Below are 16735 nucleotides of genomic sequence, written 5' to 3'. Positions count from 1 at the left end.
CTCATTGATTGTGTGTTCAACCGGAATCGCCAGTCCCATGCGCAACGCATTGAAGTCATTGATGTTCGTCGCCCTGATCCTGCTTGTCCCGGGGCTGGCCATGGTGTCGGCCGCAGATTTGTCGCCCTCGCCCGACAGCGGTGCTCCGCTGCCCGGGGTCACCCAGAATGATCTGCAAGCCCTGCAACAACGCCTTGATGGCCTCAAGCAGCAGATCTCGTCCGCCAACAATTACAACCAGCTCGAAGGCCCCCAGGATCGGGTGCAGACGTTCATTCTGGACATCGATCGGCTATCGGCTTCGCTGTTGCCGCAGCAGGCACAACTGACCGTACAACTGGGCGTGCTGGGCGCAGCACCGACGGAAACGGTAGCCGCCGAACAGGCCGATATCGCCGCACAACGGGCGGCGCTGATCGAACAGAAGAACAAGGTCGATACCGCGCTGAAGAATCTGGCCACGCTCAAGCAGAACGCCACGGAGCTGATCACCCAGATCGCCGGCATTCGCCGCACGTTGCTGGAAAGCGAACTCACCCTGCGCACCGACAGCGTGCTCAGTCCTGATTTCTGGTCGCCGATGATCGATCCAGACCCTGCGGATCGCCAACGCCTGCAGATGTTCGTCGACCAGATCAAGGAAACCGGCACCGAGGCCTGGCAGCCGGGGCAACGGTTCTACACCAGCGTGCTGGTGGTGCTGTCCTTCCTGGTCTGGACCCTGGGCCGACGTCTCGCCGACCGCTGGCTGGCGTGGGTGTGCATTCATCGCATGCCCGAAGGCCGCTTACGCCGCAGCTCGCTGGCCTTCGCCTCGGCGCTGGCGACACTGGCGACCACCGCGATTGCCCTGGAACTGCTGTATTACGCCTGCACCCGGCATGTGCCGCTGCCGCCGATGCTCGCGACGTTCTCCGACGAATTCCAGAAAGTCGTGTACGCCTGCGTGATGATCACCAGCCTGAGCCGCGCCTTGCTGTCCACCGAGCACCCGTCGTGGCGGTTGCCGGCGATTGCCGAACCGGTGGCCCTGACGCTCAAGCCTTTCGCCAGAGTCCTCGCCGCGACGCTGCTGGTGCTGGTAACGGCGGTGCAGGTCGGCAATTCGTCCGGCATGAGCAGCCAGATCGTGATCACCGGCCGTGGTGTGATCGCACTGGTGGTATTGGCCATCGTCACCGTGCTGCTGATGCGCGTCGGCAAGGTGCGCAAGGCGCTGGCGGCGACCGGGGATGCGCAGGTGACGGGCAACACCCTGGCCGGGGTGATTTACACCGTGACCACGCTGGCGATGGTCATTTCCCTCGGCGCGTTGCTGACAGGCTACGTATCGCTGGCGCGGTTCATCACCTATGAACTGGTGTGGGCGTTTATCGTGCTGTCCGGTTTCTACCTGTTGATGCAGTTGCTCAAGGACAGCTGCGAATACGTCTTCTCGCCCCGCCATTCCAGCGGCAAGGCCTTGAAGCAACTGCTGGGCGTCGGCGACCGGCGCCTCGAACAGGCCTCGACCCTGCTGGCCGGTGTGGGCCGGGCGGCGTTGCTGTTGCTGGCGGTGATCACGCTGTTCGTGGGCGGCATCGGCACCACGCTGGGTCAATTGGCCAACAGCATCGGCACCATTCTCGGCGGCGCCGGCCTGCGCAAACTGAACATCGTTCCCGGGCATTTGCTCAACGCCATACTCGCCCTGCTGATCGGTATTTACCTGATCCGTGCCCTGCGCCGCTGGCTCGACAACGAGTTCCTGCCCAAGACCGACATGGACCCGGGCATGTGCGCGTCGCTCAGCACGCTGTTTTCCAACATCGGCTACGCGGTAGTGATTCTGCTGACGCTGTCGTCGCTGGGCGTGCAGTGGACCAACCTGGCGTGGATCGTCAGCGCACTGTCGGTAGGCATCGGTTTCGGTCTGCAGGAGATCGTGAAGAACTTCGTCTCGGGGCTGATCCTGCTCACCGAACGCCCGGTCAAGGTCGGCGACCTGATCAGCATCAGCGGTGTCGAGGGCGACATTCGCCGGATCAACGTGCGCGCCACGGAAATCCAGCTCAGCGACCGCTCCATCGTGATCGTACCCAACTCGCAACTGATCTCGCAGAACCTGCGCAACGTCACCCTCGGCGGCAGCGCCCAGGGCGTGGCGACGCTGGAGCTGATGTTCCCGCTGGACATCGACCCCGAACAGGTCAAAGGCCTGCTGCTCGACACCTACAAAGAGCACGAAACCATCCTCGGCAAACCGGCGCCTTTCGTGCGCTTCAGCAAACTGTCACCCGATGGCATCACGTTGACCGTGACCGGTTACGTCGACAGCCCGAGGATTGTCGGCAAGACCAAGAGTGATCTGTTGTTCGAGATACTCAAGCGGCTGGGGGCGGCGGGGATTGAGTTGGCGAAGCCGCCGAGTACCTGATGGAAAGACGGCTCGTCGTCCCGATGGTTTTAGAAGTCAGTCACGGTTGTTCCTGCAATGCTCCGGGCAAACTCGATGCCGAATACCCGAGCCGGTGTTTCAAAACCTGGCCGTCGTTCCCCCGCCAACACTCTACGAGCAGCCTCCACGGCCACCAACGGCGTATAGGTATAGCCGTTGACCGTTTCAATGACCGACCGCGCGGCACTGCCGTTGACGCCAGAGACTTCGGCCACCGCACGGGCGCGATGAGCCTCTCGCTGTTCGGCGCTGGGACCGTCCGGCAACAGCGACAGATCGCCCTCGGGAAACGCGTCGCCACTGATGTGTACATACATGGCGATGTCGGGAATGCCGGTGGAGTGCCAACCGGTGACCAGGTCGCCGAACGATAGCGGTACGCAAACCACCGGTCCGTCGCCGAAATCGAATTGGCGGGGCTCGGCATCGGGCGTGGCGACCAGTTGTCCGTCGACCCTGGCCAGCAGGCCCGCGCCAACGATTTCACCGACGCTCAGAGCAGACCCGCGAGACATGGAGCCGGCCACTTGCAGGGCGATCTTCAGTGAACGCGGTTCCTGTACGCGTCGAGCGACATGCATCGCCAGGCAATCGGTCGGTACCACATCCCAGCCGACGCCAGGCAGCAACATGACACCGGCCTTCGCGGCCTCGGCGCCCAGTTGCTCGGCCCGCCGATAGACATTGATCTCTGCGGTGATATCCAGATAGTCCACCCCGGCCTTGATACACGCCTGCATGAAAATGTCCGCCGTCTGCGCGAACGGCCCTGCAAAGTTCAACAGTACTGCAATGCCCTCCAGTGACTCTGCTGCGACGGCATCCGCAGCGAACACTCGATAAGGCACATCCAGCTGCGCTGCGAGGGATTGAGTTTTCCCGCTGTCCGGCCGGCGATGACGACATCGAGGCCCAACGACCGAGCGTACTCGGCCGCCATGCGCCCGGTGTAACCCGTCGCGCCGTAGATCATTAATGTACTCATTGGGCGTGCTGCCATTTTTTATAGACGAATTCCAGGCTGTAACCGTCCGGATCGAGGACGTTGGCCGCGTAATAATCGGGGTCATAATGCAAGCGTGCGCCCGGCGGGCCGTTGTCGACAGCACCACGTTCAATGGCCACCGCGTAAGCCGCGTCAACCTCGGCCTTGCTGCTGGCGACAAAACCTACATGCACTGCCCGCCCCTCTACCACACCTGCGCGCAACCAGAAAAACATCCGGCCATGGGCACCGAAACCTTTCAGGTCGGGATGCCCCGGCGGCCCGTCCTTGCCGTCGTAATCGAGCCTGGCGGTGATGCCCAGCGGGTTCAATACAGCCGTATAGAAATCAATGGAGCGCTGGATATCGCTGACTGACAGAAAAATATGATCAAGCATGGTGCTGCCTCGCGTTCAATGGTCGGTTCAGATGAAATAGCCGCCCGCGACTTCAATGGATTGGGCGTTGATCCAGCCGCTCTCTTCGCACAGCAACAGGGAAATGACACGAGCAACGTCCTGCGGCTCGCCCACCCGGCCGAGCGCCGTTTGCGAGGCCAGCAAGGCCTCGAATTCATCATTCAAACCGCCGCCCAATTCAGTGCGTATCGCGCCCGGCGAAACCGCGTTGGCCCGAATCCGGCGATCCGCGAACTCCTTGGCCATGTAACGCGTCAGGACCTCAAGCCCGCCCTTGGCGGCGGCATATGGCGCCACGCCCGCTGTTGCGACACGGGTGGTCGCACTGGTCAGATTGACGATACTGGCGCCCTCATCCATTAGCGGCAGCAAGGTCTGTGTGAGAAAAAACGGGCCCTTGAGGTGGGCGTTCAATAAACCGTCGAACTGCGCCTCGGTCACCGTTTCCAGCGAATTGAACAAGCCGTGGCCGGCGTTGTTGACCAGCCCGGACAGTCTTTCCACACCCCAGGTGGCCTGTAATGCATGCACTACCTTCTGGCGGAAATCGTCGAACTGGCTGACGTCGGCCACGTCCAGTTGAAGCGCCACGGCGCTGCCGCCCGAAGCCTGGATACCTTGGACAACAGAGGCTGCCGCGTCGACATTGCGTTGATAAGTCAGGATGACGCCCATGCCGCGCCGGGCACACTGCTCGGCCGCACTGGCGCCAATGCCACGGCTGCCGCCGGTAATAACGATAACGCTCATGCGCTGCTCCAATGTCGTTTGAGGTGAGTCACCACAGTAGCCATCGGGCGGCCGGCGAGCGCAGCCGTTCCTCTTCGAAACCTGCCTGTTTCTGCTTTTTGCTTGCGTGGACGTATTCGCGTGGGGTCAGATGCTCGGCATGAACAGCCAACTGACAGAACTTCGTACCCTGGCCCGACACGCCGAAAACCGCCGCACGGAAACGGGTATTCCGCGCGTCGCCATGGTTCAGGGCGAAATCCCCGAGCATTTGCTGGCGGCGGTTTACCAACCGATGATCAACCTGATTCTGCAAGGCAGCAAAACCATGACCATCGCCGACCGTACGCTGCATTACGACCCGGCGACCTACTTTGTCATGTCCATCGACCTGCCGGCAGTCGGCCAGGTCCACCCCTCTCCTGCCGGCGAGCCGTACCTGGCGGTCAGTCTGACGCTTGATCCGGTTGTCTTGACGACGCTGCTGGCCGATCTGCCCAAACCATTCGGCCAACATGAACAGGACACCGGTTTTTCGGTGTCGGCTGTCACCCCGTCCTTGATGGATGCGTGGGTGCGCATGCTACGCCTGATGGGAAAACCTGAAGAAATCGCGGCACTGGCACCGGTCTACGAGCGGGAGATTCTGTACCGTGTCCTGCAAGGCCCCCATGGCTGGATGCTGCGTGACATCGCCGCCCCCGACAGCGCCATGGCGCGCGTCAACCTTGCCATTGCGCACATACGACAGGACTTCGCCGAACCGATCCGGGTGGACGACCTGGCTCGGCTTGCGTCAATGAGCGTGTCAGCCTTCCACCGACACTTCAAAGCCGTTACGGCGCTGAGCCCATTGCAATATCAAAAGCGGGTTCGTCTGTTTCAAGCCCGAACGCTGATGGTGGCGAGTACCAGGAATGTCACCCAGGCAGCGTTCGAAGTCGGGTATGAAAGCGCTACACAGTTCAGCCGTGACTACACACGGGTATTCGGCCTGCCCCCTCGCGGGACGCGGCCCGGATACTCGGAGAAACCCGAAGCGGTTGAACCTGTTCAATGCATCCCCCCACCCCCAAATGGGGACAGATTTATTTTCCCCCAAACAACACAAAAGGGGACAAACACAAAAGGTGACCACAAAAGGGGACAGATTTATTTTCTGAAAATAGATCTGTCACCTTTTGTGCTTTGGGCGCCTGGTTGTGCTGGCTTCTGGGCATGAAACTCAATGCGCTGTTCCCCGCAATTCCTCCGGGCACAGTGGTCGCCAACATGGTCGGCGGCTACATCATCGGCCTGGCCATCGCATTCCTTGCTGCTTCCCCTTCCCTGAGCCCCGAGTGGCGGCTGCTGATCATCACGGGCTTCTGCGGTGGCCTGACGACTTTTTCTACATTCTCGGCCGAAACCGTTGCCCTGATTCAGGAAGGACGGTTGCTCTGGGCACTTGCTTTAAAGGGGACAGATTTATTTTCTGAAAATAAATCTGTCCCCTTTAAATGGAAAATAAATCTGTCCCCTTTAAAGAAAGCACATCACTCTTCAGTGGAAAGGCTCGGCTCCTGGCTGGCTTCAGCTTCCATCTTCAAGCGGTCAGCCTTGCTGATGTACTTGGGCTTGTTGCTTTTCGGCGCCAGTTTGGCGTTGGCCTTTCTGGATTTTCCCTTGAAGAGTTGTTGCAGTTTCTTTTGGCGATTCATGGTGTCTTGCCCTGCTTGAAAGTTGTTGAATGATATCAGCCCTGAGTCGGGTTCAAGCGAGCACTTCGGTGATCCACCGCACCTGCCGGGTCAGGTCCTGTACCTTCTCTTCGGGCACCGCATGCCGCGCCCGCCCGAAGTGGTTCAGGGTCTGTTGCTTGTGCCGCAACCGGTGCTGCCACTTGCTGACAAACGCCGGGCTGCGCGCCTGCAATTGCAACGGGCCGAAGTACAGTTCTTCGGCGGTATAGGTCACCGGAACGCCACGCTCGGCGACGATGATTTCGTAATCGAAGCGGTTTTCCCGCAGGACTTCTTCGCAGAGGATTCGGTAGTCGTTGTCCATCAACCATTGGCGCAGCGGTTGCTCGCCGCCGTTGGGTTGCAGGATCAGGCGTTCGTGGCCGCTCAAACGTGCCTTGCCGGCTTCGAGAATGTCGCGAATGGTCTCGCCGCCCATGCCGCACATCGTAATTGCATTGATCCCGTCTTTTGGCTCGATGGCCATCAGGCCATTGGCAAGGCGCACGGTAATCTGCTCACCCAGGTAGTTCTCACGCACAGTGCGCTGGGCCGCACGAAACGGCGTCAACGCCATCTCCCCCGCCACCGCCGTCGTGATCGCGCCGCGACGCATCAAAGCCACCGGCAGGTAGCCGTGATCCGAGCCGATATCGGCCAGGCGCGCACCGGCGGGTACGTGCGCAGCGACACGCTCCAGGCGCATGGACAATGTCTGTTCGTTCAACCGCAACCTCTTTCAACTTGGGCAACCGGGATCGGGGCGCGATTCTGGAGGGCAACGTCGTGTATTTCAAATTTAAATGACCAAGCGCGACGATCACACCAACACCGTCAACCACGCCGACAGCAACAACAAAAACGCCAGCCCGGCATTCATGCGCCTGAATGCCCGTGGCGAGCCAAAGAACCGCGCACTGCCCACCCCCAGCACCGCCCACGCCGTCATGCACGGCAGGCAGACCAGCAGAAACACAAAGGCCAACAGCGCCATCCGCGTACTCTCGTCACCGCTCCCGCCAAACACGCTCACCACCGCCACCGCCATCATCCACACCTTGGGATTGATCAGTTGCAGGCCGGCGGCGCCATAAACACCAATTCCCTCTTCCCCCGCCGTTGCCGGGTCAAGGGATGGCGGCGTGCTGCGGAAGATCTGCCACGCCAGCCAGCTCAGCCACAGCACCCCGGCCCAGGCCATTGCCTGCTGCACACGGGGTAACGCAGCAGCGTTTCACCCACGCCGAGCCCGACCACCAGCACCACCAGGGCCGCCGACACGCAGGCGCCGAAGATGATCGGCAACGTGGCGAGCATGCCGCGCCGCGAACTGTGGCTCATCACCAGAATATTGGTCGGCCCCGGGGTGATCGAGGCGACGAAGGAAAACAGCAGAAAAGGCAACAACGATTCCATGGCATGGACTCCGGATCAGAACAGGAGTCCATGGTCGCGGTTGTGCGCGGTTCAGTCTGGAAGGTTTGAGCAACGCTTGCGGTAATCCGCTGGCGTCAGGTGATAGGCGCGGCGAAACCAGCGGCCGAGGTGGCTTTGATCGGCAAACCCCAGCGCACTGGCGACGTCGGCAGGCGTTTCGCCTCGTGCCAGCATTTGCCGGGCCCGAGCCAGTCGCAACTGGATCAAGTAACCATGGGGCGCCAGCCCGAAGGCCGACTTGAAGGCCCGGGTCAGCCGAAAGCGGTCAACCCCGCAGGCCCGGGCCAGATCATCCAGCCCGATGTCTTCGAAGGCATGGGCATGCAGGTAGTCCCGCGCCACCTGCGCCACGCGCGGCAAACGTGGATCGAACGCCTGACGCTTGCGCCAGTCGAGGTGGGACGTCAAAGCCCTCAGCAAGTGGTCGACCGCGCTCTGCCGGACGATACGCAGGTCACCGTGATGCAGGGCCTGAAAGGCTTGATTGATGGAGGTGGCCAGTCGCGGGTCCTGGCTCAGGGTGTCGGCGAATCCGAGCTGACTGTTGTCCGGCGCCTGCTCGAACAGCGCCAGCAACTCGCGCTCCAGCCAGTGCGGATCGAGATAGAGCATGGAATAGGTAAAGCCTTCCTCGGTGGGCGCATGCCCGTCGTGGATCTCCCCCGGCTCCAGCATGAAGATCTTGCCCGGCGTACTGAAATGCCGCACCCGCCGGCAATCGAACTGCTGAACCCCTTGCTCGGTGACGCCCACCAGAAAACTGTCATGCCAGTGCGGATCGTAGGCATGGCCCTGGAAATGGGCACGGATCGACTCGATGCCGGTGTCGGCATCCTGAGACAGGTCGATCCAGTTGCGTTTGTCCACGCAAAGGCTCCGGAGAATTGGGTTCGATGCCTAACTTACCGCGCTTCACGTCGAAGCGTTTAGAAGATTTGTGCAGGTTGCCCGACGCAGGCGGGATACAAATTTAATGAACCCACGGTTTCACCGCCCGCCTAACCGAATGACCATCAGGAGGTAGCTCATGCAAATCGAAACCACGTGGATCGTACTGGCCATCATTCTTTTGCTCGTCGAACTCTGGGCAATCAACCGGGTACGCAAGAGCGAAGGAAAATCGAGCAACAAGGGCGTCTGGATCGTACTGATCGTGTTTGTACCGTTAGTGGGACTGATCGCCTGGGCCCTGGCCGGACCGAAACACATTACCCAGGCCTGAATCTGCCAAAAGCGCAAAACAACCAGGCCCCGATCATTCGGGGCTTTTTCATGGTCGGCGGATTTGTATCGCACTGTGTACGCAATGCCTGCTGATACACACGCCCTTAACTTGGGAGCAAAACCGAAACAGCACGGATACACCGGCAGGCTTTACTGGGCTCCAGTTCAGAAGGGTTCACCCAGAACCCCATCCCCGTCGATTGCAAAGGAGCCTGACCATGAAGCACGCACTGCACACCTCCGCCACCGGCAACACCCGTCGTCGCCTGCTGGGCCTGTCGATTCTCGCCACCGCCCTGATGCAATTCGGCGCGTTCGCCAACGCGCAATCGGCGGCACCGGAGCCGGTCAAGACCGTAGCCGCCAGCGTGAAGGCCGACCTGCCCTTCGGCGCACTGAAACATGTGAAAGCCGGCGTGCTGGACGTGGCCTACGCCGAAACCGGCCCGGCCGATGGTCCGGTGGTGATTCTGCTGCACGGCTGGCCGTACGACATTCACAGTTACGACGAAGTCGCACCGATTCTGGCGGCCAAGGGTTATCGCGTGCTGATGCCGTACGCCCGGGGTTATGGCGACACGCATTTCCAGTCCGACAAGACTGTGCGCAACGGCCAGCCTGCGGCACTCGCCAGCGACGTGATCGATTTCATGGATGCGCTGAAAATCAAAAAAGCCGTACTCGGCGGCTACGACTGGGGCGCGCGCTCGGCGGACATCGTCTCGGCGCTGTGGCCTGAGCGCGTCAAAGCCCTGGTGTCGGTCAGCGGTTACCTGATCGGCAATCAGGCCGCCGGCAAGAATCCGCTGCCGCCCAAGGCCGAGCTGCAATGGTGGTATCAGTTCTACTTCGCCACCGACCGCGGTGCCGCCGGTTACGCCAAGAACACCCACGACTTCGCCAAGCTGATCTGGCAAACCGCCTCACCGAAATGGGCGCTGGACGACGCCACGTTCGACCGCAGCGCAAAGGCCCTGGAGAACCCCGATCACGTCGCCATCACCGTGTTCAACTACCGCTGGCGTCTGGGCCTGGTGCAGGGTGAAAGCCAGTACGAAGCGCTGGAGCAGAAACTCGCCACCGCGCCATCAATCAGCGTGCCGACCATCACCCTGGAAGGCGATGCCAACGGCGCGCCACACCCGGCGCCCGAGGATTACGCCAAACGCTTCACCGGCAAGTACGAGTTCCGTCTGATCAACGGCGGCATCGGTCACAACCTGCCACAGGAAAGTCCGCAGACCTTCGCCAAGGCGATCATCGACGCCGATCACCTCTGAAGCAGTACGCCGAACGGCTCGTCATTTGACGAGCCGTTTTTCCTTGACGGCCGATAACCGAAATAGGCGCTGTAGCACTTGCTGAAGTGGCTCGGCGAGACGAACCCGCAAGCCACCAGCACGTCCACCTGGGACAGCTCGGTGTGCTGCAGCAGACGCCGGGCCTCGGTGATGCGCAGTTCCATGTAATAACGCTGCGGCGTGGTGCCCAGTTGTTCCTTGAACAGCCGCTCCAGCTGACGCCGGGAACGCCCGGCGTACACCGCCAGTTGTTCCAGCTCCAGCGGTTCTTCGAGGTTGGCGTCCATCAGCTTCACCACTTCGCGCAACGGCGCACTGACGCTGATGTTCTCGGTGGGCTTGATCCGCCGGTAGCGCGACTCCTCGAACGCCAGAATGTCTTCGATGCCCTCGACCAGCGCCTTGTCGTGCAGGCTCTTGATCCAGTCCAGCGCCATGTGAAACGCCCCGGACGGACTCGACGCCGTCAACCGGTCGCGGTCAATCACATAGGGCTCGCTGCTGACCTGGGTCGCTTTGGAGATTTCCGCCAGCGCCGGTCGATGCTCCGGGTGAATTGCACAGCGATAGCCTTCCAGCACCCCTGCCCGCCCCAGAAACCACGAACCATTCCACAACCCGGCGAGCAACACGCCAGCCTCGGCAGCCATTTTCAGCAGGCCGATGAACTCGTCGCTGGCCTTCAATTCCGTACGGTAACCGCCGCAGATCACCAGCAGATCCAGTTCCTGCAACACACTCGCGTCAAGCCGTGAATCCGGGCGGATCACCAGCCCCAGATCGCTGATCACTTCGCCGTCGCTCAGGCCAAAAGTGCGGGTGGAAAACAGACCGGGGCGCAGCAGATTGGCAGTGACAAGGGTGTCCAGCGCCTGGGTGAAGGCCGGCAGGGAAAAATGCTCCAGCAGCACGAACCCGGTACGGGTCAGGCGCCCCGCCCCGGAGGAAGGCTCGTTCAGGTAGCGAAGGTTCTTGCCCTTCATGCCACCGCTGAATTGACGTCGTTCGATCAAGATGCGGTCCATCAGTTACTTGTTATGCCGCCATGCTAACCGCCGGGGCGGCAAAATACTCGGGAATGAATGCAATTCGCCCCAACCGGTACAAACGTGCCGATCGGGGCGAAAAAGACCTGCGAAAAACCGCGATGAATCAGGACGCGTCGATCCAGATTGTTTTCAGCTCGGTGTACTGGTCATGGGCCCAGATCGACTTGTCGCGCCCGCCAAAACCCGACTCCTTGTAACCGCCAAAAGGCGTCGACGCATCGCCCTCGCCGAAGCAGTTCACGGTGACGATACCGGCGCGAATACCCCGCGAGAGTTTCAGCGCATGGCGCAGGCTGCCGGTGTAGGCCGAGGCTGCCAGGCCATAAGCCGTGTCGTTGGCCAGGCTGATCGCTTCGTCGACGGAGGTGAACGTGGTCACGCTCAGCACCGGGCCGAAGATTTCTTCCTGGAACAGACGACTGTCACGGCGGACGCCATCGACGATGGTCGGCTCGACGAAAATGTTGTCGGCCGTGTTGCCCCCCGCCAGCATCGACAGGTTTTCCTCCCGGGCATGGTCGAGGTATGAACGGACCTTCTCGAAATGCGCCTTGCTGATCATCGAGCCCAGACGGTTTTCCGGGTCCAGCGGATCGCCCATTTTCCAGTCGGCCAGATGCACCTGCACGCGCTGGAGCAATTGGTCCTTGATGTCTGTGTGCACGATCAGCCGCGACGAAGCCGAGCAGTTTTCGCCCATGTTCCAGAACGCGCCGTTGACCACGTGTTGGGCGACCAGATCAACGTCTTCGACATCGTTCATCACCACCGCCGGGTTCTTGCCGCCGCATTCCAGCACGATGCGTTTCAGGTTGGACTCACTGGAGTACTTGAGGAACAACCGCCCGGTGTCGGTGGACCCGGTGAAGCTGACCATGGCGACGTCCGGGTGACGGCCCAGCGGTTCGCCCGCTTCCTTGCCGCCGCCGGGCACCACGTTGAACACGCCGGAGGGAATCCCGGCCTGATGCGCCAGTTCGGCCACGCGCAGGGTGCTCAGGGTGGTTTCCTTGGCCGGTTTGACCACGATGGAGCAACCAGCGGCCAGCGACGGACCGATCTTCCACGCAAGCATCAGCAGCGGGAAATTCCACGGCAACACCAGGCCGACCACCCCAATCGGTTCGCGCACGACCATGGTCACCGCGCCGTTACCGGTCGGTGCGGTCGAGTCGTAGATCTTGTCGATCAGTTCGGCGTGCCAGCGCAGGGTATGAATCGTTTCGGGCACGTCGATGTTCTGGCATTCACGGATCGGTTTGCCGCTGTCCAGGCTTTCCAACACCGCCAGTTCATGGGAGTGGTCGTCCAGCAATTGGGCGAATCGCAGCAACACCGATTTGCGCGCCGATGGCGCCAGCCCTTGCCAGCGCCCGTCCTCGAACGCAGCCTTGGCGGCGGCGACGGCAACGTCCACGTCCTGGGCACCGCAGGCGGTAATCTCGGTCAACACCGCTTCAGTGGCCGGGTTGGTCGTGGTGAACGTCTTGCCGGACAGCGCGCTGCGAAACTCGCCGTTGATGAACGCCTGATTGCGAAACTCAAGCTTCGCCGCCAGTTCGCGGTATTGCGCTTGACTCAGAAGATCGGCCATTTCAAACCTCCGCGACGATGCGCGCCACATTCTGCTTCAGGGTTTTGATCACGCTTTCCAGCACTTCCTTCTCGGACGCTTCCAGCGGCTGCATTGGCTTGCGCACGCCGCCGGCACGCAGACCGACCAGTTCGCTGCCGTGTTTGATCGACTGAACGAACTTGCCGCTCTCCAGCACATCCATCAGCGGCAACAGCGCCGACATGATCCGTCGGCCCTTGTCGAAGTTCTTCTCCAGAACGCAGGCTTCGTACAGCGCGATGTGCTCGGCCGGAATGAAGTTCGAACCGGCACAGACCCAGCTGCGCGCGCCCCAGGCGAAGAACTCCAGGGCCATGTCGTCCCAGCCGCAGGACAGCTGAATCGAAGGATGCGAATGCGCCAGACGATGCAACTGGGCGGTGTCGCCGGAGCTTTCCTTGATCGCGACGATGTTCTTGCAACCGGCAATCGCCTCGAAGAACTCAGGGCCCATCGCTACGCCCATCCGCGCCGGGTAGTTGTAAAGCATGATCGGCAGGCCGGCGGCCTTGTCCACGGCCAGCACGTGGGCGGCGATTTCCTTTTGCGTCGGCAAGGCATACGGCGGCGAGCCCACCAGAATCGCGTCGGCCTCGATCGACTTGGCGTGCTCGGCGAAGGCCACCGCATCTTCGGTGCGGATCCCGCCCGTGCCGATCACCAGCGGAATGCGGCCGTTGATCACTTCCCTGGCGCGTTCGGTCACTTTCAGCCGCTCGGCGGTGGTGTGGGCGTAGTACTCGCCGGTCGAACCACCGATGACGATGCCGTGAACCCGCGACTCGATCAGATACTCGAGCACTTCGGCGAAGGCCGAATAATCGATCTGGCCATCGGCGGACAAAGGCGTAATGGCGGGGGTAAAGATGCCGTCAAAGTTCATAGGGTTTTCTCCAGTGGTTGCAGTGTTCGATTCGTTGGCCCGACGCCGCTACGGCCCGGGCAAGGTTCAATTCAGCGAGGCTGCCTGTTGCAGGTTGAGCGAGCGGGTTTCCGGTGCGAGCACCCACGACAGCACAAGGCCGACCAACGTGACGGCCGCCGCGATGTACATGGTCTGGGCGATGCCCAGCGTGCTCAGGGAAACCGGCACCAGATAAGTCCCCGCCGCAGCGCCGATGCGCGACAGTGACGTGCCGACGCCGACGGCGAAGGCGCGGATTTCCGTGGGGAACAGTTCATTGGGGTACACCAGCGTCAGTACCTGGGCGCCGCCGATGAACAAGGCGTAAACGGCAAAGAACGCGAGCACCAGCGCATTGGGCCCGGCGTGTCCGACGGCCAGCCCGAGCAGCGCAAGGCCGGAGCAGAGAAAGCTGTAGATCAGCAGATTGCGTCGGCCGACGCGGTTGATGATCCGGGTCGAAATCACGCAGCCGATGACAAAGAACAAGGTAATCGCCACCGAGCCCAGGGATGACCAGTCGCCCTGCAGATTCAGCGCGGCCAGCACCTTCGGCGCAAAGGCATACACGGCAAACAGCGGCACTACCGAACAGGTCCAGAACACCACGACAAACAGCATCCGCTTGCCGTAACCGGAGTGCAGCAGGTTAAGGATCGTCAGCTTCTCGCCCACCCGGTGCTCGGGAAGATTGGCCAGGGAGAAGTCGTTGCCGTAGACCTGTTTGATGATCGCCTCGGCTTCGGCCGCGCGGCCCTTGCTCAACAGCCAACGCGGCGATTCGGGTGTGCCGATGCGCACCAGAAACAGCATCGCGCCGATGACCGCCGCGCTGGCCAGCACCAGCCGCCAGGCATCGGAGCCCCACAGCTTGAACATCAGCTCGCCGACCACATAGGCCATCGCCGCCCCGGCGAACCACATGATCGTCAGCGTCGCCAGACGCGGGCCGCGATATTTGCGTGGCATGAACTCGACCAGCAGCGAGGTCGCCACCGGGTACTCGATGCCGACCGCCACTCCCAGCAGCAGCCGCAGCACAAACAGCGCCACCGCCGAATCGACCCACAGCTGCGCCAGCGACGCCACGATGAACAGGGTCGGCCCGACAAACAGCAGACGCTTGCGCCCCAATACATCAGTCAGCCAGCCGCCAAGAAAACCGCCGAAGAAAATGCCGATCAGCGCCGAGGCGGCAATCATGCCTTCCCAGAAATCGTCCAGCGCCAGAGACCTGGACATGTGCACCAGCGCCACACCGATGATGCTCAGAACATACCCGTCGACAAAGGAACCACCGGCCGAACGGATCGTCAGCAGACGATGAAAGCCATTGAGCGGTACGTCCTCGATTGATACAGCAACGTTGTTCATTTCTTGTCCTTGTATTCAGTGCATCGTTACTTCAGCTCATCGCGCAGGGCGTGCCATGAGCGTTCAACTTTCGCGGCCGGCGCGGTATTGCCCCCACTTCAGGTTCATGTTCACGCCCAGCGACAGAAACGGTTCGGGCGGGTTGCCCGTCGGCCCCGGGGCCTGCAACAGGAAATCGATCAAGCCGTCGCGCTGCCCGGCCAGCCAATCGGCCAGCAACTTGCCGGTGACCGTGCCACGGGTGACGCCCAGGCCATTGCAGCCCAGCGCGCCGTACACGTTCGGCGCCAGTTCGCCGAAGAAGCCGTTGTGGTTCCTCGACATGGCCAGCGCCCCGCCCCAGGTGTATTCGAATTGCACCCCCGGCAGCATCGGGAAACGCTGATCGAACGAGGCGCGGTGCCGGTGCACGAAGCGCTCGTTGTATTTGCTGTTGCTGCGGCCATCGGGGTTGAAGCTGAAGCTGTTGCGGATCAGCAAACGGTTGTCGGGGGTGCGTCGCACCGTGGTGCCGAACGGATCGGCGGGAATCGCGCCCCAGAACGGTTTGCCACCCAGACGCGCCTGCTCTTCGTCGGTCAGCGGGCGGGTGATGCTGGCGTAGGTGTAGATCGGCAACATGCGGCCCTGCAGAAAACCGAAGCGCATGCCGAACGAGTTGTTGGCGAGGATCAGTTTGTCGGCGGTGATGCTGCCGTGAGCGTGCTTGAGCAAGGTTTTGGCGCCGTATTCCACTTCCAGAATCGGCGTGCGTTCGTACAGGGTGACGTTGGCCGGCAAACTGTCCGCCAGGCCTTTCACCAGCGCCGACGGCTGAACCAGTACCGCGCCGGGAGTGAACAACGCCTTGCGGTAGAAACGGGTGCCCAGATGCTCGGGCAGTTCTTCGGCCTCGATCATCTGATACGGCTGACCGAGCTTGTCGAGACCCCGACGATAAGCCTCCAGCACCGCGATGCCGCGTTCTTCCACGGCGGCCTGATACTTGCCGCAGGCTTTCATCTGGCAATCGATACCGAACTGATCGACCAGATTGCGCAGGATCGACTGGCCCTCCAGGTTCAGCTTCAGACTGATCCTGGCCAGGTCGATATCACCGATATAGTCCTCGGCCCCGATGTCGTGGGGCAGATCGATCGCGAAACCGGCATTGCGACCGGACGGCCCCAACCCCACTTCCTGCGCTTCGATCAGCACCACTTCATCGTCGGGGAAGTTCAGCGCGAGCTGGCGTGCCGCCGCCAGCCCGGTGAAACCGGCGCCGACGACCACCCAACGCGCCGAGCTGTGGCCGCGATGGCCAGGCTCGGGGCTGCGTGGCCGGCTCAGGTGGAACCAGCCACAGCTGTCATCATCGGCGGGCAGCGAACTGACTTTCATAGTGTTGAACCGTTTATTGTTGAAATGACAAATCGAAGCCGACACGAAGCGAACGCGCGGAATCGCGTTGAATGAAAACAGCCATCAAAGTTGCGTAAATGAATGCGTTTGAATGACGGCTTTACGCCACGGGATAACCGCCACTCGAACTAACGAAAAA

12 protein-coding genes and 5 pseudogenes are annotated in these 16735 nt (G+C 61.5%); 5 read left to right on the top strand and 12 right to left on the bottom strand.

The genetic code is table 11. From position 1 onward, the window contains the following. The first annotated feature begins 37 nt into the window (after window positions 1-37). Window positions 38-2416 carry a DUF3772 domain-containing protein gene (locus R1A29_RS11830; protein ID WP_438301576.1) on the top strand — a complete coding sequence of 793 codons (2379 nt, stop codon included), beginning with the start codon at window positions 38-40 and terminating at the stop codon, window positions 2414-2416. A 29-nt stretch (window positions 2417-2445) separates the two neighbouring features. Here the strand turns inward: R1A29_RS11830 and R1A29_RS11825 are convergent. From R1A29_RS11825 to R1A29_RS11815, 3 genes and pseudogenes are all read right to left on the bottom strand, one after another. After that, window positions 2446-3422, bottom strand: a pseudogene (locus R1A29_RS11825) (saccharopine dehydrogenase family protein). Next, window positions 3419-3820: a VOC family protein gene (locus R1A29_RS11820; protein WP_134826620.1), complete on the bottom strand. Its 402-nt coding sequence runs from the start codon at window positions 3818-3820 to the stop codon at window positions 3419-3421. The pseudogene R1A29_RS11825 and the gene R1A29_RS11820 overlap by 4 nt, the downstream one beginning before the upstream one ends. 27 nt (window positions 3821-3847) lie before the next feature. Then, on the bottom strand, window positions 3848-4591 hold the full coding sequence (locus R1A29_RS11815) for an SDR family NAD(P)-dependent oxidoreductase (RefSeq protein ID WP_438301575.1): 744 nt from the start codon (window positions 4589-4591) through the stop codon (window positions 3848-3850). Between the two features lie 139 nt (window positions 4592-4730). On the opposite strand from R1A29_RS11815, the pseudogene R1A29_RS11810 reads away from it, so the two are divergent. Beyond that, a pseudogene (locus tag R1A29_RS11810) lies at window positions 4731-5617 on the top strand (AraC family transcriptional regulator N-terminal domain-containing protein). A gap of 141 nt (window positions 5618-5758) precedes the next feature. Next, window positions 5759-6019: pseudogene (gene crcB, locus R1A29_RS11805) on the top strand (fluoride efflux transporter CrcB); the annotation flags it as partial. Between the two features lie 86 nt (window positions 6020-6105). On the opposite strand, the gene R1A29_RS11800 reads toward crcB, so the two are convergent. From R1A29_RS11800 to R1A29_RS11785, 4 genes and pseudogenes are all read right to left on the bottom strand, one after another. Continuing rightward, window positions 6106-6270: a DUF2986 domain-containing protein gene (locus R1A29_RS11800; RefSeq protein WP_438302032.1), complete on the bottom strand. Its 165-nt coding sequence runs from the start codon at window positions 6268-6270 to the stop codon at window positions 6106-6108. A 52-nt stretch (window positions 6271-6322) separates the two neighbouring features. Next, complete coding sequence (locus R1A29_RS11795) at window positions 6323-7018, bottom strand: tRNA (adenine(22)-N(1))-methyltransferase (protein WP_438301574.1); 696 nt, start codon at window positions 7016-7018, stop codon at window positions 6323-6325. A gap of 93 nt (window positions 7019-7111) precedes the next feature. Beyond that, window positions 7112-7707: pseudogene (locus tag R1A29_RS11790) on the bottom strand (LysE family translocator). 51 nt (window positions 7708-7758) lie between these two features. Beyond that, the gene (locus tag R1A29_RS11785; protein ID WP_438301573.1) at window positions 7759-8595 is read right to left on the bottom strand and encodes an AraC family transcriptional regulator; all 837 of its coding nucleotides are present in this window, start codon (window positions 8593-8595) and stop codon (window positions 7759-7761) included. A gap of 160 nt (window positions 8596-8755) precedes the next feature. Here R1A29_RS11785 and R1A29_RS11780 point away from each other — a divergent pair, with 160 nt between their 5' ends. Together R1A29_RS11780 and R1A29_RS11775 are read left to right on the top strand one after the other, a co-directional pair. Continuing rightward, entirely contained in the window at window positions 8756-8950 is a 195-nt protein-coding gene (locus tag R1A29_RS11780) for a PLDc N-terminal domain-containing protein (protein WP_438301572.1), read from the top strand. A gap of 220 nt (window positions 8951-9170) precedes the next feature. Next, window positions 9171-10232 carry an alpha/beta fold hydrolase gene (locus R1A29_RS11775; RefSeq protein WP_438301571.1) on the top strand — a complete coding sequence of 354 codons (1062 nt, stop codon included), beginning with the start codon at window positions 9171-9173 and terminating at the stop codon, window positions 10230-10232. Between the two features lie 21 nt (window positions 10233-10253). Here R1A29_RS11775 and R1A29_RS11770 read toward each other — a convergent pair. The 5 genes and pseudogenes from R1A29_RS11770 to R1A29_RS11750 form a co-directional block, all read right to left on the bottom strand. After that, window positions 10254-11278 (bottom strand): annotated as a pseudogene (locus R1A29_RS11770) (GlxA family transcriptional regulator). 127 nt (window positions 11279-11405) lie between these two features. After that, window positions 11406-12896: an aldehyde dehydrogenase gene (locus tag R1A29_RS11765; RefSeq protein ID WP_438301570.1), complete on the bottom strand. Its 1491-nt coding sequence runs from the start codon at window positions 12894-12896 to the stop codon at window positions 11406-11408. A gap of 1 nt (window position 12897) precedes the next feature. After that, window positions 12898-13800 carry a dihydrodipicolinate synthase family protein gene (locus tag R1A29_RS11760; RefSeq protein ID WP_438301569.1) on the bottom strand — a complete coding sequence of 301 codons (903 nt, stop codon included), beginning with the start codon at window positions 13798-13800 and terminating at the stop codon, window positions 12898-12900. A gap of 66 nt (window positions 13801-13866) precedes the next feature. Then, window positions 13867-15195 (bottom strand): MFS transporter, encoded by a 1329-nt coding sequence (locus R1A29_RS11755; RefSeq protein ID WP_438301568.1) that lies wholly within the window; start codon window positions 15193-15195, stop codon window positions 13867-13869. Between the two features lie 63 nt (window positions 15196-15258). After that, window positions 15259-16575 carry an NAD(P)/FAD-dependent oxidoreductase gene (locus R1A29_RS11750; RefSeq protein ID WP_438301567.1) on the bottom strand — a complete coding sequence of 439 codons (1317 nt, stop codon included), beginning with the start codon at window positions 16573-16575 and terminating at the stop codon, window positions 15259-15261. Window positions 16576-16735 lie beyond the last annotated feature (160 nt).

Origin of the sequence: Pseudomonas sp. NMS19W (genome assembly GCF_051554255.1) — a bacterium.
Taxonomy (GTDB): domain Bacteria; phylum Pseudomonadota; class Gammaproteobacteria; order Pseudomonadales; family Pseudomonadaceae; genus Aquipseudomonas; species Aquipseudomonas kribbensis.
The sequence above is the reverse complement of the archived record's forward strand: the minus strand, read 5'-3'. Positions and strand labels throughout refer to the sequence as shown.